The sequence below is a fragment of the Sphingobium sp. WTD-1 genome (genome assembly GCF_030128825.1).
Taxonomy (GTDB): Bacteria; Pseudomonadota; Alphaproteobacteria; order Sphingomonadales; family Sphingomonadaceae; genus Sphingobium.
Window position 1 is genome coordinate 2503198 of sequence record NZ_CP119127.1, and the last position, 20023, is coordinate 2523220.

The 20023-nt window shown below is 63.9% G+C and carries 22 protein-coding genes and 1 pseudogene; 12 read left to right on the plus strand and 11 right to left on the minus strand.

Annotation, left to right across the window (positions count from 1 at the left end):
* Positions 1-35 precede the first annotated feature (35 nt).
* The 3 genes from N6H05_RS12490 to N6H05_RS12500 are packed head-to-tail and all read right to left on the minus strand — an operon-like array spanning position 36 to position 1860.
* Positions 36-362: a beta-ketoacyl-[acyl-carrier-protein] synthase family protein gene (locus N6H05_RS12490; RefSeq protein WP_284114106.1), complete on the minus strand. Its 327-nt coding sequence runs from the start codon at positions 360-362 to the stop codon at positions 36-38.
* A complete protein-coding gene (locus N6H05_RS12495; protein ID WP_284114107.1) occupies positions 359-1555 on the minus strand; it encodes a beta-ketoacyl-[acyl-carrier-protein] synthase family protein in 1197 nt (398 codons plus the stop codon). Before N6H05_RS12495 ends, N6H05_RS12490 begins: the two co-directional genes overlap by 4 nt.
* Positions 1555-1860, minus strand: a complete 306-nt coding sequence (locus tag N6H05_RS12500) for an acyl carrier protein (RefSeq protein WP_284114108.1) — start codon at positions 1858-1860, stop codon at positions 1555-1557. Before N6H05_RS12500 ends, N6H05_RS12495 begins: the two co-directional genes overlap by 1 nt.
* Before the next feature lie 118 nt (positions 1861-1978).
* On the opposite strand from N6H05_RS12500, the pseudogene N6H05_RS12505 reads away from it, so the two are divergent.
* Together N6H05_RS12505 and N6H05_RS12510 are read left to right on the plus strand one after the other, a co-directional pair.
* Positions 1979-2438: pseudogene (locus N6H05_RS12505) on the plus strand (IS3 family transposase); the annotation flags it as partial.
* Between the two features lie 194 nt (positions 2439-2632).
* On the plus strand, positions 2633-3229 hold the full coding sequence (locus N6H05_RS12510; RefSeq protein ID WP_349666221.1) for a 3'-5' exonuclease: 597 nt from the start codon (positions 2633-2635) through the stop codon (positions 3227-3229).
* A gap of 111 nt (positions 3230-3340) precedes the next feature.
* On the opposite strand, the gene N6H05_RS12515 is transcribed toward N6H05_RS12510, so the two are convergent.
* The 7 genes from N6H05_RS12515 to N6H05_RS12545 form a co-directional block, all read right to left on the minus strand.
* Complete coding sequence (locus N6H05_RS12515; RefSeq protein ID WP_284114109.1) at positions 3341-4165, minus strand: ImmA/IrrE family metallo-endopeptidase; 825 nt, start codon at positions 4163-4165, stop codon at positions 3341-3343.
* Between the two features lie 68 nt (positions 4166-4233).
* Positions 4234-4359: a hypothetical protein gene (locus N6H05_RS12520; RefSeq protein WP_284114110.1), complete on the minus strand. Its 126-nt coding sequence runs from the start codon at positions 4357-4359 to the stop codon at positions 4234-4236.
* Positions 4360-4376: 17 nt separating this feature from the next.
* Positions 4377-4727, minus strand: coding sequence for a hypothetical protein (locus N6H05_RS12525; RefSeq protein WP_284114111.1), 351 nt, complete (start codon positions 4725-4727; stop codon positions 4377-4379).
* A gap of 445 nt (positions 4728-5172) precedes the next feature.
* The gene (locus N6H05_RS12530; protein ID WP_284114112.1) at positions 5173-6510 is read right to left on the minus strand and encodes an aminotransferase-like domain-containing protein; all 1338 of its coding nucleotides are present in this window, start codon (positions 6508-6510) and stop codon (positions 5173-5175) included.
* Between the two features lie 100 nt (positions 6511-6610).
* Positions 6611-6949 carry a hypothetical protein gene (locus tag N6H05_RS12535; protein WP_284114114.1) on the minus strand — a complete coding sequence of 113 codons (339 nt, stop codon included), beginning with the start codon at positions 6947-6949 and terminating at the stop codon, positions 6611-6613.
* On the minus strand, positions 6946-7377 hold the full coding sequence (locus N6H05_RS12540; protein WP_284114226.1) for a DUF983 domain-containing protein: 432 nt from the start codon (positions 7375-7377) through the stop codon (positions 6946-6948). Before N6H05_RS12540 ends, N6H05_RS12535 begins: the two co-directional genes overlap by 4 nt.
* Positions 7378-7515: 138 nt before the next feature.
* Positions 7516-8451 carry a LysR substrate-binding domain-containing protein gene (locus N6H05_RS12545; RefSeq protein WP_284114115.1) on the minus strand — a complete coding sequence of 312 codons (936 nt, stop codon included), beginning with the start codon at positions 8449-8451 and terminating at the stop codon, positions 7516-7518.
* An 88-nt stretch (positions 8452-8539) separates the two neighbouring features.
* Between N6H05_RS12545 and N6H05_RS12550 the strand changes: the two genes are divergently transcribed.
* The 5 genes from N6H05_RS12550 (at position 8540) to N6H05_RS12570 (ending at position 14185) form a co-directional block, all read left to right on the plus strand.
* Positions 8540-9574: an aldo/keto reductase gene (locus tag N6H05_RS12550; RefSeq protein ID WP_284114227.1), complete on the plus strand. Its 1035-nt coding sequence runs from the start codon at positions 8540-8542 to the stop codon at positions 9572-9574.
* Between the two features lie 13 nt (positions 9575-9587).
* A complete protein-coding gene (locus tag N6H05_RS12555) occupies positions 9588-10769 on the plus strand; it encodes an MFS transporter (protein ID WP_284114116.1) in 1182 nt (393 codons plus the stop codon).
* Positions 10770-11081: 312 nt separating this feature from the next.
* Entirely contained in the window at positions 11082-12056 is a 975-nt protein-coding gene (locus N6H05_RS12560; protein WP_284114117.1) for an ABC transporter substrate-binding protein, read from the plus strand.
* Positions 12057-12060: 4 nt separating this feature from the next.
* Positions 12061-13236 carry an acyl-CoA dehydrogenase family protein gene (locus N6H05_RS12565; RefSeq protein ID WP_284114118.1) on the plus strand — a complete coding sequence of 392 codons (1176 nt, stop codon included), beginning with the start codon at positions 12061-12063 and terminating at the stop codon, positions 13234-13236.
* Positions 13237-13240: 4 nt separating this feature from the next.
* Positions 13241-14185 carry an NAD(P)-dependent oxidoreductase gene (locus N6H05_RS12570; protein ID WP_284114119.1) on the plus strand — a complete coding sequence of 315 codons (945 nt, stop codon included), beginning with the start codon at positions 13241-13243 and terminating at the stop codon, positions 14183-14185.
* A 141-nt stretch (positions 14186-14326) separates the two neighbouring features.
* Here the strand turns inward: N6H05_RS12570 and N6H05_RS12575 are convergent, their stop codons facing one another.
* Positions 14327-15163 (minus strand): LysR substrate-binding domain-containing protein, encoded by an 837-nt coding sequence (locus N6H05_RS12575; protein WP_284114120.1) that lies wholly within the window; start codon positions 15161-15163, stop codon positions 14327-14329.
* Positions 15164-15430: 267 nt separating this feature from the next.
* Here N6H05_RS12575 and N6H05_RS12580 point away from each other — a divergent pair, with 267 nt between their 5' ends.
* The 5 genes from N6H05_RS12580 to N6H05_RS12600 are packed head-to-tail and all read left to right on the plus strand — an operon-like array spanning position 15431 to position 20023.
* Positions 15431-16249 (plus strand): ABC transporter permease, encoded by an 819-nt coding sequence (locus N6H05_RS12580; RefSeq protein WP_284114122.1) that lies wholly within the window; start codon positions 15431-15433, stop codon positions 16247-16249.
* Positions 16250-16251: 2 nt separating this feature from the next.
* The gene (locus N6H05_RS12585; RefSeq protein WP_284114123.1) at positions 16252-17043 is read left to right on the plus strand and encodes an ABC transporter ATP-binding protein; all 792 of its coding nucleotides are present in this window, start codon (positions 16252-16254) and stop codon (positions 17041-17043) included.
* Positions 17040-17654 (plus strand): cysteine dioxygenase family protein, encoded by a 615-nt coding sequence (locus N6H05_RS12590; protein ID WP_284114124.1) that lies wholly within the window; start codon positions 17040-17042, stop codon positions 17652-17654. Before N6H05_RS12585 ends, N6H05_RS12590 begins: the two co-directional genes overlap by 4 nt.
* Positions 17651-18913, plus strand: coding sequence for a rhodanese-like domain-containing protein (locus N6H05_RS12595; RefSeq protein ID WP_284114125.1), 1263 nt, complete (start codon positions 17651-17653; stop codon positions 18911-18913). Before N6H05_RS12590 ends, N6H05_RS12595 begins: the two co-directional genes overlap by 4 nt.
* A 21-nt stretch (positions 18914-18934) precedes the next feature.
* On the plus strand, positions 18935-20023 hold the full coding sequence (locus tag N6H05_RS12600; RefSeq protein ID WP_284114126.1) for an LLM class flavin-dependent oxidoreductase: 1089 nt from the start codon (positions 18935-18937) through the stop codon (positions 20021-20023).

Genomic DNA, 20023 nt, shown 5'->3' on the forward strand with positions numbered 1-20023 from the left:
CCGCAGACGGGTCACTTCTCGATGGAAAACCCGGGTCACTTCTCAGTGGAAATCAACACGCTGATGGCTGCCAGGCCAAGACGCGGAGCGTCGCGCTCGTAGCGAGCCATGCGCGCGTCCGTCCCAGGCCATTCCCCAGGACCATAGAAGCCGTCGCTATCCGTGATCGTTCCATCATCGAGCGTAACGGGCTCAAGATAGGAGAAACGTTGTTCTATGCCTGCACGCTCAACCATCCGTTCGAACAGCCGTCGCGTCTTGGGGACTTCTATGCGACCTGCAACGAAACGAACGAAAGCGTCATGGACCTCGTGCGGCGGCTTGGCAGTGCCGATGGCGTTGATGTGTGCAACCGCCATCATACTAATCGTCCGATGAGCACCGCGTTAAGGCCGCCGAAGGCGAAACTGTTCGACACGAGCAGTCGCTGTCCGATCTTCTCCGCTTCCAATGCCAATGGCACCATGTCGCAGCCATCGTCTGGACCTAGATGATGGAGGACAGGGGGAACCCATCCCTCGCGAAGTGCCACCATTCCGAGTAGGAATTCCATCGCGCCGGTCGCTCCAATCATATGACCATGACTGGATTTGGTCGCTACGGCACGATGCGCTTCAAGGCCAGCGCCATAGAAGGCGTGCAACGCTTGCGCTTCTGACGCATCGTTGAGCAGCGTTCCCGTGCCATGGGTAGAGATGAGCGCAGGCGAAGTGGGATCGACATCTGCATCCGCATATGCAGCCCGGATGGCGCGTATGATGCTCTCGCGGTCGGGGGCTGTGATATGGGCGGCATCACTGCTGGCGCCATAGCCGACCAATTCGCCAAAGATCCTTGCGCCTCGCGACCGGGCATGCGCTTCGCTTTCCAGCACCAATATTGCGGCTCCCTCTCCCAGCACCATGCCGCGCCGGTCGCGGGAGAAGGGGCGGCATGTGTCGGATGCCAGCACGCCCAGCGCCGACCATGCCGTCCATGATCCTGGCGTCAGACAAGCTTCCGTTCCCCCGGCTATGGCAACGTCCACCCGACCAGAACGGATCATGTGCATCGCCTCTCCAAGTGCATGGGCCGATGAGGCGCAGGCACTGCCCAGGACGAAGGTTGGGCCATGCACGCCCAGCGCCATGGCCACATGAGACGCTGGGGCGGAGATCATCGAGGATGGGATGGTCTGGGGATGAACCTTTGACTGATGGGCATAGAGGCGCTCATATGCCTCGTCGATCGTCGCGTTGCCGCCGCTGCCACAGCCCAGCAGGATGGCCGTTCGGTCCTCCAGCACGGAATGGCCTTCAAGGCCTGCCTGTGCCACGGCTTCCGTTGCGGCAACCAATGCAAATAGAGACAGTGGATCGAGCCGTCCGAAACGGCGCCAGACTGCTGGATCTGGTTTGTCCTGTGTCGCAATCCAAGCAGCTACGCCGGTAATTCCATTCCGTTCGATCGGTCGGATCGCGCTCTCTCCGGCGAGCGTTCGCGACCAGTTTCTCGCCACTCCGACACCCAGGCCGCTGATACAGCCCATGCCGGTGAGGACGACAGCTTCTCCCATCAGGCCGAACGCAGAAGCTGGATCTGCTCGATCAGCGCGCCGACGGTCATGTCGGGCTTGAGATCGTCCGTTCTTATCTCGACCCCCAATTTATCTTCGACTTCGAAGGCAATGCTGACAAGGTCGAGCGAGGCAATGTCGAGTTCTGCCAAGGTCGCTTCAGGGCGGAGTTTGTCGCGAGGGAGGCCGGTCTCGGTCTCGAAGATGTCGAGGATGGCATCTGGGCTGATCGACATTGTGTTGCTCTCCGCCGGATCGACACCCCCGCCGCATTGCAACTTGCGGATGGAAAGTCGGAACGTCAAGCGTCTCTCATGCTTTGACGAGGTCGCTTCCAGGCACCTTGAATAGCCCCTAATTTTCTAGACGCCTTGAGCCATCAAAGCCTGCTGTCGCTTGACCGAGTGACCATCATTGGCTCCCTATATCCGCACGATCGAAGGCTTTGCCTATCTGGCGGTCGTGCTCAACCTGTATTCCCGCCACGTGGTGGGATGGTCGATGCAAAGCCGTCACACAACCGATGTGGTTTTGCCGGCCTGCACATGGCAGTTTGGCGGCGCAAGCCCAAAAACCGTGTGCTCATCCATCCGGACCAGGGCTCGCGGTTCACCAGTATCGACTGGGTGGCCTTCACCAGGGCTCACAATCTGGAACACTCCATGAGCCGCCGGGAAAACTGCCACGATAATGCTGCTGCGGAGAGCTTCTTCAATCTGCTCAAGCGAGAGCGCATCCGGTAGCGCACTTACAAATCACGCGACGAGGCCTGGCTGGGCGTGTCGATTTTATCGAGATGTTCCACAATCCGGTCCGTAAGCATGTCAGGAACGGGATGCTGTCGCCCATCGAGTTCATCGTCACGCTGAAAGCGGTTACGTAATCGGATGGCAAATCGCAGATTGCATGGTAAGATTAGGTGGCCAGCATATCACTGGAACAGCGCAGGGTTTTGCGGCTATGCTCCTACCGGGCGATACTGGTCCTTGCCCTTGATCTCTCCATCTTTCGCAAGACGGTTTGAATCATAAATGGCTGCTATTTCTCAGTAACTTCAGGGTTCTGCTTTCAAGGATAATGCTTATCACGCCGTCGATCGTTTCTTCTCCGATGTTCGTCTTCTTGGACTTCGAGGCATCGTCGCTCGCCAAGCTCAGCTATCCGATCGAGGTCGCCTGGGTTTTCGAGGACGGCAGGAGCGAGGCATATCTGATCCGTCCCGCGTCGCAGTGGACGGACTGGGATGTGGAGGCTGAGGCGATCCACGGTATTTCCCGCGAGATGCTGGAGCGCGACGGCTCGCCGCACGATGTCGTGGCACGGCGCATGGTCGACCAACTTTCGGGCCATAGCCTCTTCGCCAGCTCGCCATCCTGGGACGGGAAGTGGCTGAGCGCGCTGCTGCGTGCGGCCAAGCTTCCGCGTCACGCCTTGCGCCTCCGTGATACGGAAGAGGCTCGTGTGGAAGCCGCCAGGAGACACCTCGCTCCGGTCGTTCCGTCCGAGCGCCTGCACATCGAGATTGACGACCTGCTGACCCTGGTCGACGTCAGGCGGGAAGAGGGGGAACCGGTACATCGTGCGCTTGCAGATGCGCAGGACGAGCATCGTCATTGGCTGGATGTCGTGTCCCAGGCTGAAGCCATCGCTCGAAAAGCGGGGCGTGACGGATAAGCGCCAGCGGTGCGAGACGGGTGGCTGGCAAGCGCCGGTCTCAGCAAAAGCTTTGGTCGTGATTGCGATGGGGGCAGGACGAAGTCGCCCATCTGTCCCCTATCACTTTATCTAACGACGATCCGCCCCGCGCCCGAAGCTGGGCCGTTCAGTCGCATATTTCTCATCTTCCTCGTCCGCCCGCCTTTCTGCTGCTGCATTGATGGAGAGCATGACGAGGTGCAGGCCATTTTTCTTTGCGATCAGCTGCATTGAAACTTTGGGGCTTCGAACATCCCGCGAAAGGATCAGCCAGTCACGCGCCTCGACGGCGATCCAGGCTGTGGGCTGGTCGATCTTGTCGCTCAGCACCGAAGGCGGGGCGGGGTCACCCCGATGAATCGCCATCGCCGGGAAGGCCCGCGAGGCGCGGGCATAATGGACGACGCTATTCTTGATGAACAGGATCGCACATGCTGAGGGTGTGACGTCGACGTAGCGACTGGCTGCCGCCTCGATCGTGACGCCATAATGGGCGGCGAGCTGGGCCACATGGGCAATGGCGGGCTTGCCGAGGCTGTCGAGTGACGCGGCCATCAGCGGCTTTGGCATCAACAGTCCGGCGGCAAAGCGATTGGCTTGCGCTTCCTGCTTGCGATGGGGCGTGTCGCGCCGGTTCTCGCTGAGGTCACGGGCAGTACAAGGCCCGTCGTCGCGCTCGGTTTTAAGCAGAAAATGTCCCAGTTGATGCGCGATGGCAAAGCGTCGACGCGGGGCGGACAGCGCCGCTGAGCAAGAGATGATACCTGTGGCATTCGCGCCATCGACCAGGAGGCCACTGATGGCGCCTTCCTCCGTCATGTCGCGAATGTCCGTGATGCCGACGCGCCGCGCGATGTCCTCGACAAGGACGGGGGTATCGATATCCGGAAGATGCTTCAGAATTGCCGCAAGCAATGACTCTGCGGAGCCGCAGCTTGCCAGTTCCGTTAGAAGTAGGTCTCTTGCCATGGCGGCGTCCTAGCTCAGGGAACTGGGATAAGCGAGGTTTCACTGTCATCCGCCAATTCGGGGAACAATGCTTCGACCGCCGCCTTGAGATCGTTGGTTTCGGGCAGCAGTTCGAAATGCGCAAGCATCCGCTTGATCAACTGTACGCGATAGGGACCTATGGCAGGCAATGTCTCCAAACCGGGGAGATCCGGGTCTGCCAATCGCCGTTCAATATCTCCAACGTATGAAAGCCGACGGCATTCAAGCGTTTTCGCAGGTCAGGAGGCAAGATGGACTGGCCAACGGGCAGGTCGCGCACCGTCGCATCCGGGATATTCCTGAGCAGCCTGGTTTGCGCCGCTTTCGACCGTTTGAGGGTGCGTCGGATCAGGGCGATCTGGCTGATGGTGAGGCCAAGCTTTTGCCGGATCTGGACATAGGAATGACCGGTCATGCGGAGGTGGCGCGCCTCTTCGAGATTGAGTGTTGCCTGTTCGGGCCTGCTCAACATGGAACGGACAGTCATGATCCAACGATCGTTAAGGATCGGGATGGACTGCCGCAAGCGTAATGCCTGATCGTGCTTCGTCAGCGCGACGCGATCGGCGAATAAGGGCTACTGGTTGGCAACGGGATATCGGTCGTTTAATTCGAGTCATCAGCAGGTTGCTCGGTGGGCGCTTCCGTCCTGCTGGCTTCGTTTTTCTTCTGTTGGGCTCGGTCGTGGTGCGACTTTATGGCGAAGAACATGCATGAGCCGAACACGACCAGCTTGAACGTAACAAAAACTATCGGAACCCAATCCATCACTCTTACCTAACATTGACTATCATGAGGTAGGGCACCTCAAGGCGTTGCTTCAGATTGAAATATGCAAGCTGGCGGACTTGGACCCACGCCTGTTTCTGCAATGGCCTTGCTCCGATCGTTACCCGCGCAGCATCGCGCCATCCATGTTGGCTGATGATGGACTAGATCAGGCTCTGCTTCCGGGATGCCTGCGGGCTGTTGAGCGCGGCAAGCAGGGTAAGGCCGCGTTGCAGCCGTTCCCTAGAGAGCGATCCGCCGATCGAGACACGCATCGCGCCGGTCGGCGCGATGCGATCCGCCGAGAAGGCGTCGCTGGATATCACCGACATGCCATGGGCGCGCAAGGCGTCGGCGATAGCCGCGACGCTCGCCCCCACCCCGAGCGCAACCCAGAGATGATAGCCGTCCTCATGGGACTGGAACGTCCCCGCAGGGAGGCATTCGCGGGCTATCTGCTGTCGCGCGCGCGCCTCTTCCCGCACCTCACGCACTAGCGGAGCAAACATGCCGCTCCGAACCCAATCTCCCACCACCGCAGCATTCAGCGGCGGCGCCATGACCGCCGTTTCGTGCATATCGGCAGCCAGTCGCCAGGCTTTGCCGACGTCTGGCGCGCGTAGCCATGCCATTCTGAGCCCGGGCGTTAGGACTTTGGAGACGCTCGCAATATACCATGATTGCTCGGGCACCATGGTCGCGATCGGCGGCAAGGGCTCTTCAGGCAGGAAGCCGTAGGCATCATCCTCGATCAGCATGAGCCCATGCCGTTCAATCACAACAGATATCGACCTGCGGCGCTCGATATCCATCGTGACCGTTGTTGGATTGTCGTTGGTGGGCACCAGATAGACCCCCCGGATGGGCGCGAGCGCGCAGGCCGCGTCGAGAGCATCAGGAGACATGCCATTATGGTCGGACTCTATGACACGCAGTTCGACACCATATCGGCGCGCCAGTGACAAGAGTCCGGGATATATAAATTGGCATACTGCAAGGATGTCACCGGTCTGCAATTCTGCGCTGAAAATGGCATGGAGGGCGTGCTGGCCACCGGCCGCAATCAAAACCGTGTCTTCCTCGCAGGCGATACCGCGCGCGTTGAGCAATTCGGCGCCGACCTGCCGGACGGCGGGACTGCCGCCGCTCCGTTGATACTGAAACGGCGCGGGGGTGAAGGAAGACGTAAGCAGCGCCTCTGTAGAACGGCAAAAGGCCGCCGCAAGACTGCCGCCAAATGCGTCTGGCGGGGCGTTCATGCCCAGATCGCCCGGATCGCTGGTGGCGATGCTTGGCGCCTTGTTCTCCTGAGGAAGGACGAAGCTGCCGCGACGGCCATTTCCTTCGATTAATCCAAGCCTCTGAGCTTCGCTATAAGCACGGGTAACCGTCGTGAGATCCAGGCCAAGCGCGTCGGCGAGCGCGCGTTGTGGCGGCAGCCGATCACCGGCAACAAGTAGCCCCGAAGCCACGTCGCGCGCGAGTGCATTGGCGATCGCCAAATATTTTGGCCCTTGTGTCGCACGGATATTCGGAACCCAACTTTGCATGGCAACCTTTGAAAGCAGAACGGATACAAAAAGTCGTCGGAGGGGACGATCATCAGTCGCGATGAAAGAAGGCGGTCCGGCCGGCAAGCACGTTGCGGGCCATAATGCCCTGATCATGGGCGGCAAGGGCACCACCGGGCAGGCTGTCGTCCCAAAAACCAGGATCGGCGTATTGCGACAGCGCATCTTCATAGCGTTCGATGCGCGCGTCATATCCGCACAGGGCCATGGCCGCCACCTTCAACTCCGGAAAGTCTTCGGCGTGGCCGTTGCGGATCATGTCGGACAGATCGGGACGGTTCATGGCTTCGTAAAGGTCCGAGACCAGACGCACGGCCAGGTCGACGCCTGTCGATTTCCTGCGGCTCGGCGATAAACGCAAGATCGTCATTGCTGGCGCCTCTCTTCTGCAGCGCGGGCATGCAGTTCCGCCCAAAGCTTCCCTGTTCCAGCTTCCTGGGCCTTGTTGACATATTGAGATGCGACCAGCCAGCCCTTGATCCACTGTAGCGGAAGGACGCAACCAATGACCAGGACGGGGAAGGATGTCAGCAGATGCACCCAGATGGGCGGCGAAAATGTCACCTGCAACCAGACAACGAAAAAGGTTAGTGGGAACGCGACGATGCACAGGGAAAAGAAGGCTGGGCCGTCATCCGGCGCAGCGAAATTATAGTTCAGTCCGCAATCCGGGCAGCTATCCTGCAATTTGAGCCATTTCCTGAACATCGCGCCAGTACCGCATCGCGGGCAGAGTCCCTTCAGTCCACAATGAAAGATCCATTGCGCCCTACCGGTTGCCGTCGCTTCGTCGTGCATTTCTGGACCTGCAGATTGTTCGAGTCTGCGGCTGGTATACATGGATTAATGTATCCATACAATATGCAGGCAAATTGGATAGCGGCCTCTGTCGAGATCGCCATGCCGCATGCGCCATGGCGATCGGGATTGCTGCAATTACAGCGTGTCGCGCGCCGTCAGCCCGACATTGGCCAGCTTCTCTGCCAGAAAATCCACGAACACGCGCACTCGCGCGGGCACGTTCACGCCGCCCAGGAACACGGCGTGGATCGTCTCTATGTCGCCCGGATTATAATCCTCCAGCAGCGCCACCAACTGGCCCGACGCCAGTTCGGGCTGCACGCTGAAGCGGCCCACGCGGGTGATGCCGACACCATCGGCTGCTAACTGTCCCAGCGTCTCGCCATTATTCGCCTCGATCGTACCGCGCACGCTCAGCGCATAGTCGCGGCCGTCCTTGCGGAACGGCCATACCGGTTCGGCCCGGCGGAAATTGAAGTTCAGGCAGATATGATCGTGCAGATCCTCCGGCACGACCGGTGTGCCATGCCGGGCGAGATAGGCGGGGGAGGCGACGATGACGCGGCCATTCTCGCCCATCTTGCGGGCGGTCAGTGGGCTGTCGGCCAGCGGGCCGAAGCGGATCGCGACATCGGCCTGGCCGCCGGCAATGTCGACCAGCCGGTCGCTCAGGCTGATGTCGACCAATATGTGCGGATAGAGCTGCGCAAATTCGCCGAGCAGCGGCACGATGCACAGCCGGCCATGGGAATGGGCGGCGCTGACCCGCAGCCGCCCGCGCGGCGCGCCGCGATCGGCGATCGCCTGTTCGGCCTCGTCCAGATCGGCCAGAATGCGGCGCGCGCTGCTCAGATAAGCCTGGCCCTCCGCCGTCAGCGTCAGCGCGCGGGTGGAGCGCAGCAGCAGCCGGACGCCGAGCCGATCCTCGATCCGGTCGACCGCGCGGCTGACGGCGGAGGGGGTGAGGCCCAGCAATCGCCCGGCGGCCGAAAAACTGCCTTCGGCCACCACCGTCGCAAAGGTTTCCAGCGCCCGCGCCCTATCGGCATGAAAGGGTATCTTTTCATCCATTGCAAAGATCCTTCGCCTTGCGGCCCTCTAAACGCGGGGAGTCCTGCCTTCCATTTATGCGTCCATCACGGAATGGAAAGGGATGATGATGGAATATCGGCAATTGGGGGCGTCAGGCCTGCGCGTGCCGGCGCTCAGTTTCGGCACCGGCACCTTCGGCGGCTCCGGCCCCTTGTTCGGTGCATGGGGCCATAGCGACGCGCAGGAGGCCCGCCGTCTGCTCGACATCTGCCTCGACGCCGGCATCACCCTGTTCGACACCGCCGACGTCTATTCGAACGGCGCGTCCGAAGAGGTGCTGGGCGCGGCGATCAAGGGGCGGCGCGATCAGCTGTTGATCTCGACCAAGCTTGGCCTGCCGACCGGCGATGGTCCCAATGACTGGGGCGTGTCGCGCGACCGGCTGATCGGCGGCGTGGAAGCCGCTCTCCGGCGCCTTGGCACCGATCATATCGACCTGCTGCAACTTCACGCCTTCGACGCCTCGACCCCGGTCGAGGAATTGCTGGCGACGCTCGACCATCTGGTCCGCGCCGGCAAGCTGCGCCATGTCGGCGTGTCCAACTATCCCGGCTGGCAGCTGATGAAGGCGCTGGACGCGGCGGATCGCCATGGCTGGCCGCGCTTCGTCGCGCACCAGGTCTATTATTCGCTGATCGGCCGCGCCTATGAGGCCGACCTGATGCCGCTCGCCGCCGACCAGGGCGTGGGCGCGCTGGTGTGGAGTCCGCTCGGCTGGGGCCGCCTGACCGGCAAGATAAGGCGCAGCAGCCCGATCCCCGACGGCAGCCGCCTGCACCAGACCGCCGCCTTCGCGCCGCCTGCGGAGGAGGAGCATCTCTATCGCGTGGTCGATGCGTTGGACGAGATTGCGGCGGAAACCGGCAAGACGGTGCCGCAGGTCGCGCTCAACTGGCTGTTGCAGCGGCCGACCGTGTCGTCGGTCATCATTGGCGCCCGCAACGAGGAACAGTTGCGCCAGAATCTGGGTGCGGTCGGCTGGTCGCTGACCGCCGATCAGGTCGCCCGGCTCGACCGGGCCAGCTACCAGATGCCGGCCTATCCCCACGCCCCCTATCACCAACAGGCCGGTTTCGCCCGGCTGAACCCGCCGCTTGTCTGACGGGAGGAGCATCATGAAGATCAATCCACCGCTGCTCGCGCTGGCGGCCGGTGCCTTCGGCATCGGCGTCACCGAATTTGCGCCGATGGGCCTGTTGCCCGTCATCGCCACCGACCTTGGCGTCTCCATCCCTGCCGCCGGCCTGCTCATCAGCGCCTATGCGATCGGCGTGATGCTGGGCGCGCCGTTGATGACGCTGACCACCGGGCGCTTGCCGCGCCGCACCCTGCTGATCGGCCTCGCTGCCATTTTCACGGTCGGCAATCTGATCGCGGCGCTCTCCGGCAGCTATGCGATGCTGTTGTTCGCGCGCATCATCACCTCGCTCAACCATGGCGCCTTCTTCGGCGTCGGGTCGATCGTCGCCGCCAGCCTGGTCCCGCCCCAGCGGCAGGCGGGCGCGGTCGCCGCCATGTTCATGGGGCTGACCATCGCCAATGTCGTCGGCGTGCCGCTGGCGACCTGGGCGGGTGAAGTCATGGGCTGGCGTGCGGCCTTCTGGGGCATTGCGGCGCTGGGCGTGCTCACCATCGCCGCATTGCGCCTGACCCTGCCCGACATGCCGGCACCGACCGAGGGCGATGCACGCTCCGAACTGCGCGTGCTGATGCGCGGACCGGTGCTCGCCGCGCTCGGCCTTACCGTGGTCGGCGCCAGCGCGATGTTCGCCGTCTTCACCTATATCACGCCGATCCTGCGCGATCAGACCCATGGCTCGATCACCTTCGTGACCGCGATGCTGGTCCTCTATGGCATGGGCCTCACCATCGGCAACTGGCTGGGCGGGCGCTTTGCCGACCGGTCGGTGGACAGGACGCTGATCGTGACGCTCGCTGCGCTGACGGCGATCCTGATCGCCTTCGCCTTTGCCATGCCCTTTGCCGGGCCGACGGCGGTGCTGATCTTCCTGTGGGGCATTGCCAGCTTCGCGCTGGTGCCGCCGCTGCAGGTGCGGGTGATGAGCGCTGCGGCCGATGCGCCCAATCTGGCGTCCTCGATGAACATCGGCGCCTTCAACCTCGGCAATGCGATCGGCGCGGCGCTGGGCGGCGCCGTGATTGCCGCCGGCCTCAGCCTGCCGTTCGTCGCGATCGCCGGGGCGGTCGCCTCCAGCCTCGGGCTGATCGCCATTTGGATCAGCCGACAAAAGGGGACGCCTGCGATTGCGGGCGCGCCATGCCCGGACGGGGCCTGAAGCCCCCGCCTGTAGCATATTCTCGAAGGGCATCCGGCATGGTCGGTCCGCGCGACCGACCATGCCGGATCAAGCATTTCTTATGATTCCCCCAGCATTGCTTGACAGACATATCTCTACTTTGTTTATAGATAAACAGCCTCCTACTCTTGGAGGTTGCAGAACATATGGCATGGACGCAGCGGTGGACGGATCGATTGGCGCGCCTGCGTCGTGCAGTCCAGCGGGAATTGCTGCGCGATTCCACGGTGATTCTGTTCGAACGCGACGATAACGGGTCGCGCGGACGGGAAGTGGCCGGCGGTCGCTGACATGTTTTCCAGACGCAATTTGATCGGCGCGGCGGCGGCTAGTCTGCTGCTCTCCGCCTGCGGCACTGCCGGCAAGGGCCGTCCCAAGCTGCGGGTGTCGATCACTGGCAAAGGCGATGGTGACACGCGGCTGCTGTTCAAGGCGGCGGGCATCCAGCCCAAGGGCTTCGACCTTGTCTACAGCGAGTTTCAGTCCGGCCATCTGGTGGTCGAGGCGCTCAATGGCGGGTCGCTCGATTATGGCGGGATGAGCGAGATCCCGCCGATCTTCGCTGCCGCTTCGACCATCCAGAGCTTCCGCCAGATCGCGGTCGCCCATGGCGACGTCAATAATCAGGTGGTGCTGGTTCCGAAGGGATCGAAGGCGCGCTCCATCGCCGACCTCAAGGGCAAGCGCGTCGGCTATGTCCGCGCTACTACCGCCCAATATTTCCTGATCCGGATGCTGGAGGAAGTCGGCCTGACCTGGGATGACATCATCCCGGTCGCGATGGGCGTGTCCGATGGTGCGGCGGCCTTCTCGCAAGGGGCGCTTGATGCCTGGGCGATCTATGGCTTTCCGATCCAGCGCGCGATCGCGACCGAGGGCGCGCGGATATTGCGCACGGCCGATGGCATCCTCTCGGGCAATTATCTCGTCTCCGTCCATGTCGATGCGTTGGCTGATCCCGACAAGGCGGCGATCATCCGCGAATATCTGGCGCTGGTGCAGCAGGGCTTCGGCTGGGCGGCGGCACATCAGGACGAGTGGGCCGGCATTGTCGCCCAGGATATCGGCGTGCCGCGCGACTATGTGCTCGACCAGTTCCGCCGCAAGAGCGCGACCTATGAGCTGCGCCCGGTCACGCCCGAGGCGATCGGATCGCAACAGCAGGTCGCCAATGTCTTCTTCAAGGCCGGGCTGGTGCCCAAGCGGGTGGACGTCCGCCCGCTATGGGACGACCGCTTCAACGACGCCATTCCCAAGAGAGGCTGATATCATGGCGACCCAGGCAATTTCCGTGCAGTCGCAGGCGCCCGAAGGGCCGGTGCCCGCCGACCAGCTCGACCGACTGACCCGGTTGCTGGCCGCCAATGCGGAACAATATGACCGCAGCGCCGAATTTCCCCGCGCCAATTTCGACATATTGGCGCAACAGGGCCTGATCGCGCTGACCGTGCCGCGCGCGCATGGCGGGCGGGGCGCGTCGGTTTCCGAAGCGCTGCGGGTGCTGGCGGCGGTGGCGAAGGGCGATCCCTCGACCGCGCTGATCCTGTTCATGACCTATCATTATCATGCCACGCCCAACCGGGCGCGCGGCTGGCCGGCGGACATCTATGAGCAATTGGCGCGCGATGCGGTGGCGGGCCGGGGGCTGATCGGCGGGCTGCGGGTCGAACCGGAACTGGGCACGCCGGTACGCGGCGGCCTGCCTGCCACGATCGCGCGGCGCACGGCCCATGGCTGGGCGATCAGCGGCACGAAGATTTACTCGACCGGATCGACCGGGCTGGACTGGTATTCGGTCTGGGCCAAGACCGACGAGGATGCTCCACGCGTCGGCAATTTCCTGGTTCGCGCCGGCAGTCCGGGGGTGGATATCGAACCGGCCTGGGATCATCTGGGCATGCGCGCCACCGTCAGCCATGCCGTCCATTTCACCGATACGCCGACGCCGACCGACCATGCGGTCGACATTCGCCGGCCGGAGGAGTGGGGCGCGCCCGATCCGGTCCAGACGCTGTGGAATGCGCTGTCCATCTCGGTCATCTATGACGGGGTGGCGCGCGCCGCGCGTGACTGGCTCCGGGCCTATCTCAACGATCGGGTGCCAAGCAACCTTGGCGCATCGCTCGCCACCCTGCCGCGCGTGCAGGAGAAGTTCGGCGAGATCGAGGCGCTGTTGCAGGTCAACCGCACGCTGGTGCGCGACGCCGCCGCACGGATTGACGCGGGCGATCCGCCGCCGGCGGTCGAGGCCAATGCGATCAAATATGTCGCCACCGCCAACGCCATCCGCGCGGTCGAGATCGGGCTGGAACTGACCGGCAATCCTGGCATCAGCCGCCATAATCCGCTGGAACGCCATTATCGCGACGTGCTGTGCAGCCGCATCCATTCGCCGCAGACCGACACCATCCTGATTGCCGCCGGTCGCGCGGCGCTGGGGAATTGAGTCCATGTCCCTGATCATCGCCAGCCAGATGGAGCCGGATTTCAACCGGAGCCTCTCCCGCCACCCGTCCGCCCCCGTGCTGATCGATGTTGCCGAGGACGCGCCCTGGAGCGCCGCCGACGAGGCCGACATATTACTGATCCGCCCGTCGCCGGCCTGGCGCGCGCCGGAGGTGCGTCGTCCCGCGCCTTGGCCAGGGCGCCTCAAATGGGTCTACAGCGCTTCGGTCGGGGTCGATTTCTATCCCGACTGGCTGCTCGATGCGCCGCTCGTCACCTGTGGCCGGGGTGTCGCGTCGGAGGAGATCGCCGATTATGCGATCGCCGCCATCTATGCCCATGCCAAGAATCTGGATGCCGTCGCCGTCCGTTCGCGGGCACAATGGGGACCGGCACAGCTTGGCCGGGTGTCGGGAACGACCATCGGCATCATCGGCATGGGCGCGATCGGCGCGGCGGTCGCGCGGCGCGGCCTGGCGCTCGGCGCGCAGGTGATCGGTGTGCGGCGATCCGGCGCGCAGCCCAGCGTGCCGGGCGTGCAACTGGTCGGCGATGTCGGCACTTTGGTGGAGGAGGCGGATCATATCCTGCTCGCCGTGCCCGCCACTGCCCAGACCCGCCATCTGGTCGATGATGCGCTGCTGGCGCGGGTGCGGCCGGGCGCACATCTGATCAACGTCGCGCGTGGATCGGTGGTCGATCAGGCGGCTCTGGTGCGGGCGCTGGATGATGGCCGGCTGGGTTTTGCGACGCTGGACGTTACCGATCCCGAACCGCTGCCTGAGGGCCATGTCCTCTACACCCATCCCAGGGTGCGGCTGACCCCGCATATTTCCAGCAATTACCAGCTGGTGCGCCATCGCCTGCTGGAAAAGATCCAGGACGATCTGACCCGCTTCGTCCGGGGCGAGGCGCCGTCCGACATCGTCGATCCGGCGCGCGGTTACTGAGGTCTGGAAGACGGCCCTAAAAGAGCGATGACTTGCCCTTGAATCGTCATTGCGAACGCAGCGAAGCAATCCATCCGAGGGATGTTGGATTGCTTCGCTGCGCTCGCAATGACGCAGTGGATCAGTCTACATCATTCCGATCTAAAGCCCGGTCACCGTTTCGCGCGCCAGTTCCGCCAGCCGATGCGCGGCGCGGTCCAGCTTGTCGCTGGTGCGCAGGATCGCGGCGACGCGGGGCAGGGTGGGCAGCCGCTCATGCTCCAGCACCGTCATGTCATCCTGGAACAAATGGGTGCGCGCGGTGACGCCCAGCCCTGCGGCCACTGCCGCGCGCAGCGTGGCGAGGTTGGGCGTCTCGACCGCGATCCGCCATTGCAGGCCATTATCCTCCAGCGCGCGGATCGCCGCCTCGCGGAAACGGCACGGCTCCTCCAGCACCGCCAGCGGGATGGTGTCGCGCTCGACCAGTTCAGCCGTGCCATACCAGCTCATCGGCGCCACCGTGACCGCGCTGCCGTCATTGGGGGCGGCAAAGCCCAGCAATATGTCCAGTTCGCGCCGGTCGAGCAGCGCCTGCAATTCGGCCGTGCCCGCGACCCGCGCATAGATTTGCGCGTCCGGGTGCAACTCGGCAAAGCGGGAGAGCAGGCCCGAGAGCAGGCTGTCGGCGAAGTCCTGGACCATGCCGATCCGCGCCGGGCCGGCAAAGCGGCCGGCACTGACCGCCGCCACCGCCTCGTCATGCAGGCTCAGCACCCGGCGCGCATAGTCGAGCAGCACCTCGCCCGCCGCGGTCAGGTGCAGGCGGCGGCCTTCACGCAGGAACAGCGACTGCTGGACCAGCTCCTCCAGTCGCTTGATCTGCAGGCTGAGGGCGGACTGGGTCACGAACACCTGTTCCGACGCATTGAGCATCGACCCGGTGTCGACGATCGCGACGAAGCTGCGCAGGAGATTGGTCGGCAGATTGACCGGCACGGCATATCCTTCTGATGATGAAAAGGGGGCCGATCCGATGCCGGGCACGGGCCTATGCTTATGATCCATGGCAATATATCAATCAAAATAGTAGAGTTTGTCCGGGGGCAGGAAAAGCTATCCCGCCCATCGCGCGCCGAAACGCCCGGAAACAGGGGGGAATGACGACCTATGATTTTCCCTCATAGGCCCGTCGGATAAAACTCAATTGAATGAGTAGAGAATTGATGTTGGATGAAGGCGACTTCACCAGCATGACGGATGGACATGACCGCATTGGCAATAAGGGGCGAAGCGCCGCCGCAGCGCGCCAGACGCCGCTTCTCCCTCGCCCGCTTCGGCGGCCGATGGCTGTCACCTTTGCTGTTACTTTTGCTGTGGGAACTGGGCTCGCGCACGGGCCTTATCCCCGAACGCACGCTGGCCGCGCCCTCCGCCGTGATCGGCACGCTGATCCAGATGGTGCTGAGCGGCGAACTGCCCTCCAACCTGCTCGTCTCCTTCGCCCGCGTCGCGGTCGGCCTGCTGATCGGCGTCGGCCTCGGGCTGGGGCTGGGGCTGGCAGCGGGCTTGTCGCGCGGCGCGGAACTGGCGATCGACCCGCTGATGCAGATCAAGCGGACCATTCCCGCACTGGCGCTGACGCCGCTGTTCATCGTCTGGTTCGGCATTGGCGAGACGCCCAAGATCGCGCTGATCGCATTCGGCACCATCTTCCCGGTCTATCTCAACCTCTATGCCGGCATTCGCGGCGTCGATCCGCGCCTGCTCGATGCCGCCAAGAGCTTCGGCCTCAGCCGCTGGGAACAGGTCTGGCATGTCGTGCTGCCCGCGGCCTTGCCCTCGCTGCTGGTCGGGCTGCGCTATGCGCTCTCCATCTCGATCCTGGTGCTGGTGGTGGCGGAACAGATCAACGCCTCGGCCGGGCTTGGCTATCTCATCAACAATGCCCGCGACTTCATGCGCACCGACATCATCGTCGTCTGCCTCATGGTCTACGCCATTCTCGGCCTCGGTGCCGACTGGCTGGTCCGGTCCCTCGAAGCCCGCGCCCTCGTCTGGCGCCCCAGCATAGTGGAGAATTGATCATGGACGCGCGCCTCGGCTTTTCCAGCATCGACAGCGCGGCCCACCAGCCGCATCCCGAACCGGTCGTTCGCCTGCAGCACTTCACCCGCAGCTTTGGCGCCAACCGCATCATCGACGGGCTGGACCTGGAAATCGCGCCGGGCGAGTTCATTGCTCTGCTGGGCCGGTCGGGATCGGGCAAGACCACCTTGCTGCGCACCCTCGCCGGGCTGGACGATGCCGGCGCGCAGGATGTCGAAGTCCCCGACAGCCGTGCCGTCGTGTTCCAGGATGCCCGACTGCTGCCGTGGAAGCCGGTCTGGAAGAATGTCGCGCTGGGCCTGAAAGGCGGCGCCATCCGCGACCGTGCGCAAGCCGCGCTGAAGGAGGTCGGCCTTGGCCATCGGCTCGATGCCTGGCCGCTCACCCTGTCCGGTGGCGAGGCGCAGCGCGCCGCGCTGGCCCGCGCACTGGTGCGCGAACCCCAATTGCTGCTGCTTGACGAGCCCTTTGCCGCGCTCGATGCGCTGACCCGCTATCGCATGCACGACCTCGTCCTCTCGCTCTGGCGGACACACAAGCCTGCCGTGCTGATCGTCACCCATGATGTCGAGGAAGCGATTGCACTGGCCGACCGGGTGCTGGTGCTCGACAAGGGGCGGATCGTCGCGGAGGAGCGCATTCACGCCCTGCGCGGCGAGCGGGCGGGGCTCGCCGGCCGGCTGCGCGAACAGCTTCTGTCCCATCTGGGCGGTGACCATCATGGTGAGGGTGTGGTGCCGTTCGCCCGCCAGGCGGAGGCGGTGGAATGAACGCCGTCACCACCATTGAGCGGCCGGTCGACACCAGCCGGCTGCGCGGTTTCGTCACGGCATTGGCTGACCTGATTGCCTGCACCCGCGACGAACAGGCGCTGCTGGAAAGCGGCCGCACCCTGCTCGCCCGGCTGATTGCTCGCGACGACTGGCTGCCGCCCGAATATGCCCGGCCCGATCCCGATCGCTATCAGCAATATCTGCTTCACTGCGACAGTCGCGAGCGGTTCAGCATCGTCAGCTTCGTCTGGGGGCCGGGTCAGTCGACGCCGATCCACGACCATGGTGTCTGGGGGCTGGTCGGCGTGCTGCGCGGCAGCGAGCAGGTCGAGCGTTTTAGTCGATTGCCCGGCGGCGGACTGGTCGCGCAGGGCACGGATATATTGCGCGAGGGCGAGGTCGATGCCGTCTCGCCCCGGATCGGCGACATCCACCGCGTTTCCAACGGCCGGGCCGACGCCCCGTCGGTCAGCATCCATGTCTATGGCGGCAATATCGGCGCGGTCGAGCGCGCGACCTTCACGCCCGACGGCACGCCCAAAAGCTTCATTTCCGGATACGCCAACCGCGTCATCCCCAACCTCTGGGACAGATCGAGAAACGCATGACCATCGACATATTGGACCGTACTGAGGTCGCCACTCCGGCCGATATCCGCACCGCGCTGATCGCCCGCGACGAGATCGCCCTGATCGACGTGCGCGAGGAGCATGAGTTTGCGCAGGGTCATCCGCTCTTCGCCGCCCAGATCCCGCTGCGCCGCATCGATGAGGAAGCGCGCTGGCGCATCCCCCGGCTCGACACTCCGATCATCGTCTATGATGCGGGCGAGGGGCTGGCGCGTCGCGCCGCCGTGCGGCTGCAGGGGCTTGGTTACACCGATGTGCGCGAACTGGAGGGCGGGCTCAGCGCCTGGCGCGACGCCGGCTATGAATTGTTCGAGGATGTGAACAGTTACTCCAAGGCGTTCGGCGAACTGGTCGAGCATCGCCGCCATACGCCCAGCCTGGCGGCGGAGGATGTGCAGGCGCTGATCGACGAAAAGGCCGACATCGCGATCCTCGATGCGCGTCGTTATGACGAATATCATACGATGAGCATCCCGACCGGGACCAGCGTGCCGGGCGCCGAATTGGTGCTGCGCGCTGGCACGATCGCGCCCGATCCCGACACGACCATCATCGTCAATTGCGCCGGCCGTACCCGGTCGATCATCGGCACCCAGTCGCTGGTCAATGCCGGCCTGCCGAACAAGGTCTATGCGCTGCGCAACGGCACGATCGGCTGGACGCTGGCCGGGCAGGGACTTGAAACCGGCCAGGTTCGCGCCGCGCCGGAGGTTGATGGCAAGGCTATCGAGGCGGCCCGTGCCCATGCCCGCGACGTCGCCTATCGCGCCGGGGTCAAGTGGATCGGCTGGGACGATCTGGAGCATCTGAAGGCCGATACCGCCCGCACCCTCTATCTCTATGATGTGCGCCAGCCGCGCGAATATGAGGCGGGGCATCTGCCCGGCTTCCGCAATGCGCAGGGCGGCCAGCTGGTGCAGGAAACCGACCATAATGCCCCGGTGCGCGGCGCCCGCATCGTTGTCACCGACGATCTTGGCCCGCGTGCCGACATGAGCGCCTCCTGGCTCGCCCAGCTGGGCTGGGAAGTCTATGTCCTGTCGGTCGACTGGTCGGCGGTGGTGCTGGAACGCGGCAGCGACGGCGCGCCAGCCCCGCGCGGACCCGAGGGCCGCTACAAGCGCCCCTATGAGGGCACCGACAACAAGGCCGAGAAGATGCAGGCCTATCTCGACTGGGAATATGGCCTTGTCGCCCAGCTCGAAAAAGACGGCACCCACGGCTTCTACGTCATCTGAACTTCGGGAAGGAATGACCCCATGAGCGTCAAGTTCATCGGCTATATCGGCTTCAACAATGGCTCGGAAACCCAGGCCGCGGTGCGCAGCTGCGTGCTCGACAAGGCGTATGTCGAGGCGGCGGCCAAGGCACAGGAGGAGGGCGGCTTCGACCGGGTTCTCATCCCCTTCGGCTCGAACAGTCCGGAAAGCCAGATCGTCGCGGCCCATGCCGCCGCGTTGACGAGCAGGCTCGGTTTCCTCGTCGCCCATCGGCCCGGTTTCACCCAGCCGACCGTGGCGGCGCGCCAGCTGGCCACGCTTGACCAGCTGTCAGGGGGGCGGGTCGCGGTGCATATCATCACCGGTGGCGCCGACGAGGAAATGGCGCGTGACGGCGACACCGGCACGGTCAAGGCCCAGCGCTATCAGCGCACCGACGAATATCTGACCATCCTGCGCCAGGAATGGACGGCGGCCCAGCCTTTCGACCATCAGGGCGACTTTTACGACATTCGCCAGGCCTACAGCGCGATCAAGCCGGACAATCTGCCGGTCTTCTTCGGTGGTTCCTCGGCCGAGGCAATCGATGTCGCCGGCCGCCATGCCGATGTCTATGCACTCTGGGGCGAAACGCTCGAAGCGGTGCAGGATACGGTGCGTCAGGTGCGCCGTGCCGCCGCCCGGCATGGCCGCAATCCCGGCTTCTCTCTGTCGCTGCGCCCGGTGATCGCCGACACGGAGGAAGCGGCCTGGAAGCGGGCGGCCGAGATCGAGGAGCAGGTGCGCGCCAATCGCGTCGCTGCCGGCCTGCCGTTGACCGGCCATCGCCCGCCCAATGTCGGATCGCTGCGCCTGCTGGAGGCGGCGAGGGCCAATCGGCAGGACAAGCGGCTGTGGACCGGCGTCGCTGCGCTCACCGGCGCGGCCGGCAATTCCACCGGCCTGGTCGGCACGCCCGAACAGGTGGCCGATGCGATGCTCGATTATTATGACATCGGCATCGATCATTTCCTGATCCGCGGCTTCGATCCGCTAGGCGATTCCATCCTCTATGGCCGCGAACTGCTGCCGGTCGTCCGCCGCAAGGTGGCCGAGCGGGAGAAGGTCGACGTCGCGCTCGCGGGCTGA

What these genes read in the sequence shown, in the direction of transcription:
- N6H05_RS12490 (WP_284114106.1), bottom strand. Translation starts at nt 362, where the DNA reads ATGATGGCGGTTGCACACATCAACGCCATCGGCACTGCCAAGCCGCCG.
- N6H05_RS12495 (WP_284114107.1), bottom strand. Translation starts at nt 1,555, where the DNA reads ATGGGAGAAGCTGTCGTCCTCACCGGCATGGGCTGTATCAGCGGCCTG.
- N6H05_RS12510 (WP_349666221.1), top strand. Translation starts at nt 2,633, where the DNA reads ATGCTTATCACGCCGTCGATCGTTTCTTCTCCGATGTTCGTCTTCTTG.
- N6H05_RS12525 (WP_284114111.1), bottom strand. Translation starts at nt 4,727, where the DNA reads ATGACTGTCCGTTCCATGTTGAGCAGGCCCGAACAGGCAACACTCAAT.
- N6H05_RS12535 (WP_284114114.1), bottom strand. Translation starts at nt 6,949, where the DNA reads ATGACGATCTTGCGTTTATCGCCGAGCCGCAGGAAATCGACAGGCGTC.
- N6H05_RS12540 (WP_284114226.1), bottom strand. Translation starts at nt 7,377, where the DNA reads ATGCACGACGAAGCGACGGCAACCGGTAGGGCGCAATGGATCTTTCAT.
- N6H05_RS12545 (WP_284114115.1), bottom strand. Translation starts at nt 8,451, where the DNA reads ATGGATGAAAAGATACCCTTTCATGCCGATAGGGCGCGGGCGCTGGAA.
- N6H05_RS12550 (WP_284114227.1), top strand. Translation starts at nt 8,540, where the DNA reads ATGGAATATCGGCAATTGGGGGCGTCAGGCCTGCGCGTGCCGGCGCTC.
- N6H05_RS12555 (WP_284114116.1), top strand. Translation starts at nt 9,588, where the DNA reads ATGAAGATCAATCCACCGCTGCTCGCGCTGGCGGCCGGTGCCTTCGGC.
- N6H05_RS12560 (WP_284114117.1), top strand. Translation starts at nt 11,082, where the DNA reads ATGTTTTCCAGACGCAATTTGATCGGCGCGGCGGCGGCTAGTCTGCTG.
- N6H05_RS12565 (WP_284114118.1), top strand. Translation starts at nt 12,061, where the DNA reads ATGGCGACCCAGGCAATTTCCGTGCAGTCGCAGGCGCCCGAAGGGCCG.
- N6H05_RS12570 (WP_284114119.1), top strand. Translation starts at nt 13,241, where the DNA reads ATGTCCCTGATCATCGCCAGCCAGATGGAGCCGGATTTCAACCGGAGC.
- N6H05_RS12580 (WP_284114122.1), top strand. Translation starts at nt 15,431, where the DNA reads ATGACCGCATTGGCAATAAGGGGCGAAGCGCCGCCGCAGCGCGCCAGA.
- N6H05_RS12585 (WP_284114123.1), top strand. Translation starts at nt 16,252, where the DNA reads ATGGACGCGCGCCTCGGCTTTTCCAGCATCGACAGCGCGGCCCACCAG.
- N6H05_RS12590 (WP_284114124.1), top strand. Translation starts at nt 17,040, where the DNA reads ATGAACGCCGTCACCACCATTGAGCGGCCGGTCGACACCAGCCGGCTG.
- N6H05_RS12595 (WP_284114125.1), top strand. Translation starts at nt 17,651, where the DNA reads ATGACCATCGACATATTGGACCGTACTGAGGTCGCCACTCCGGCCGAT.
- N6H05_RS12600 (WP_284114126.1), top strand. Translation starts at nt 18,935, where the DNA reads ATGAGCGTCAAGTTCATCGGCTATATCGGCTTCAACAATGGCTCGGAA.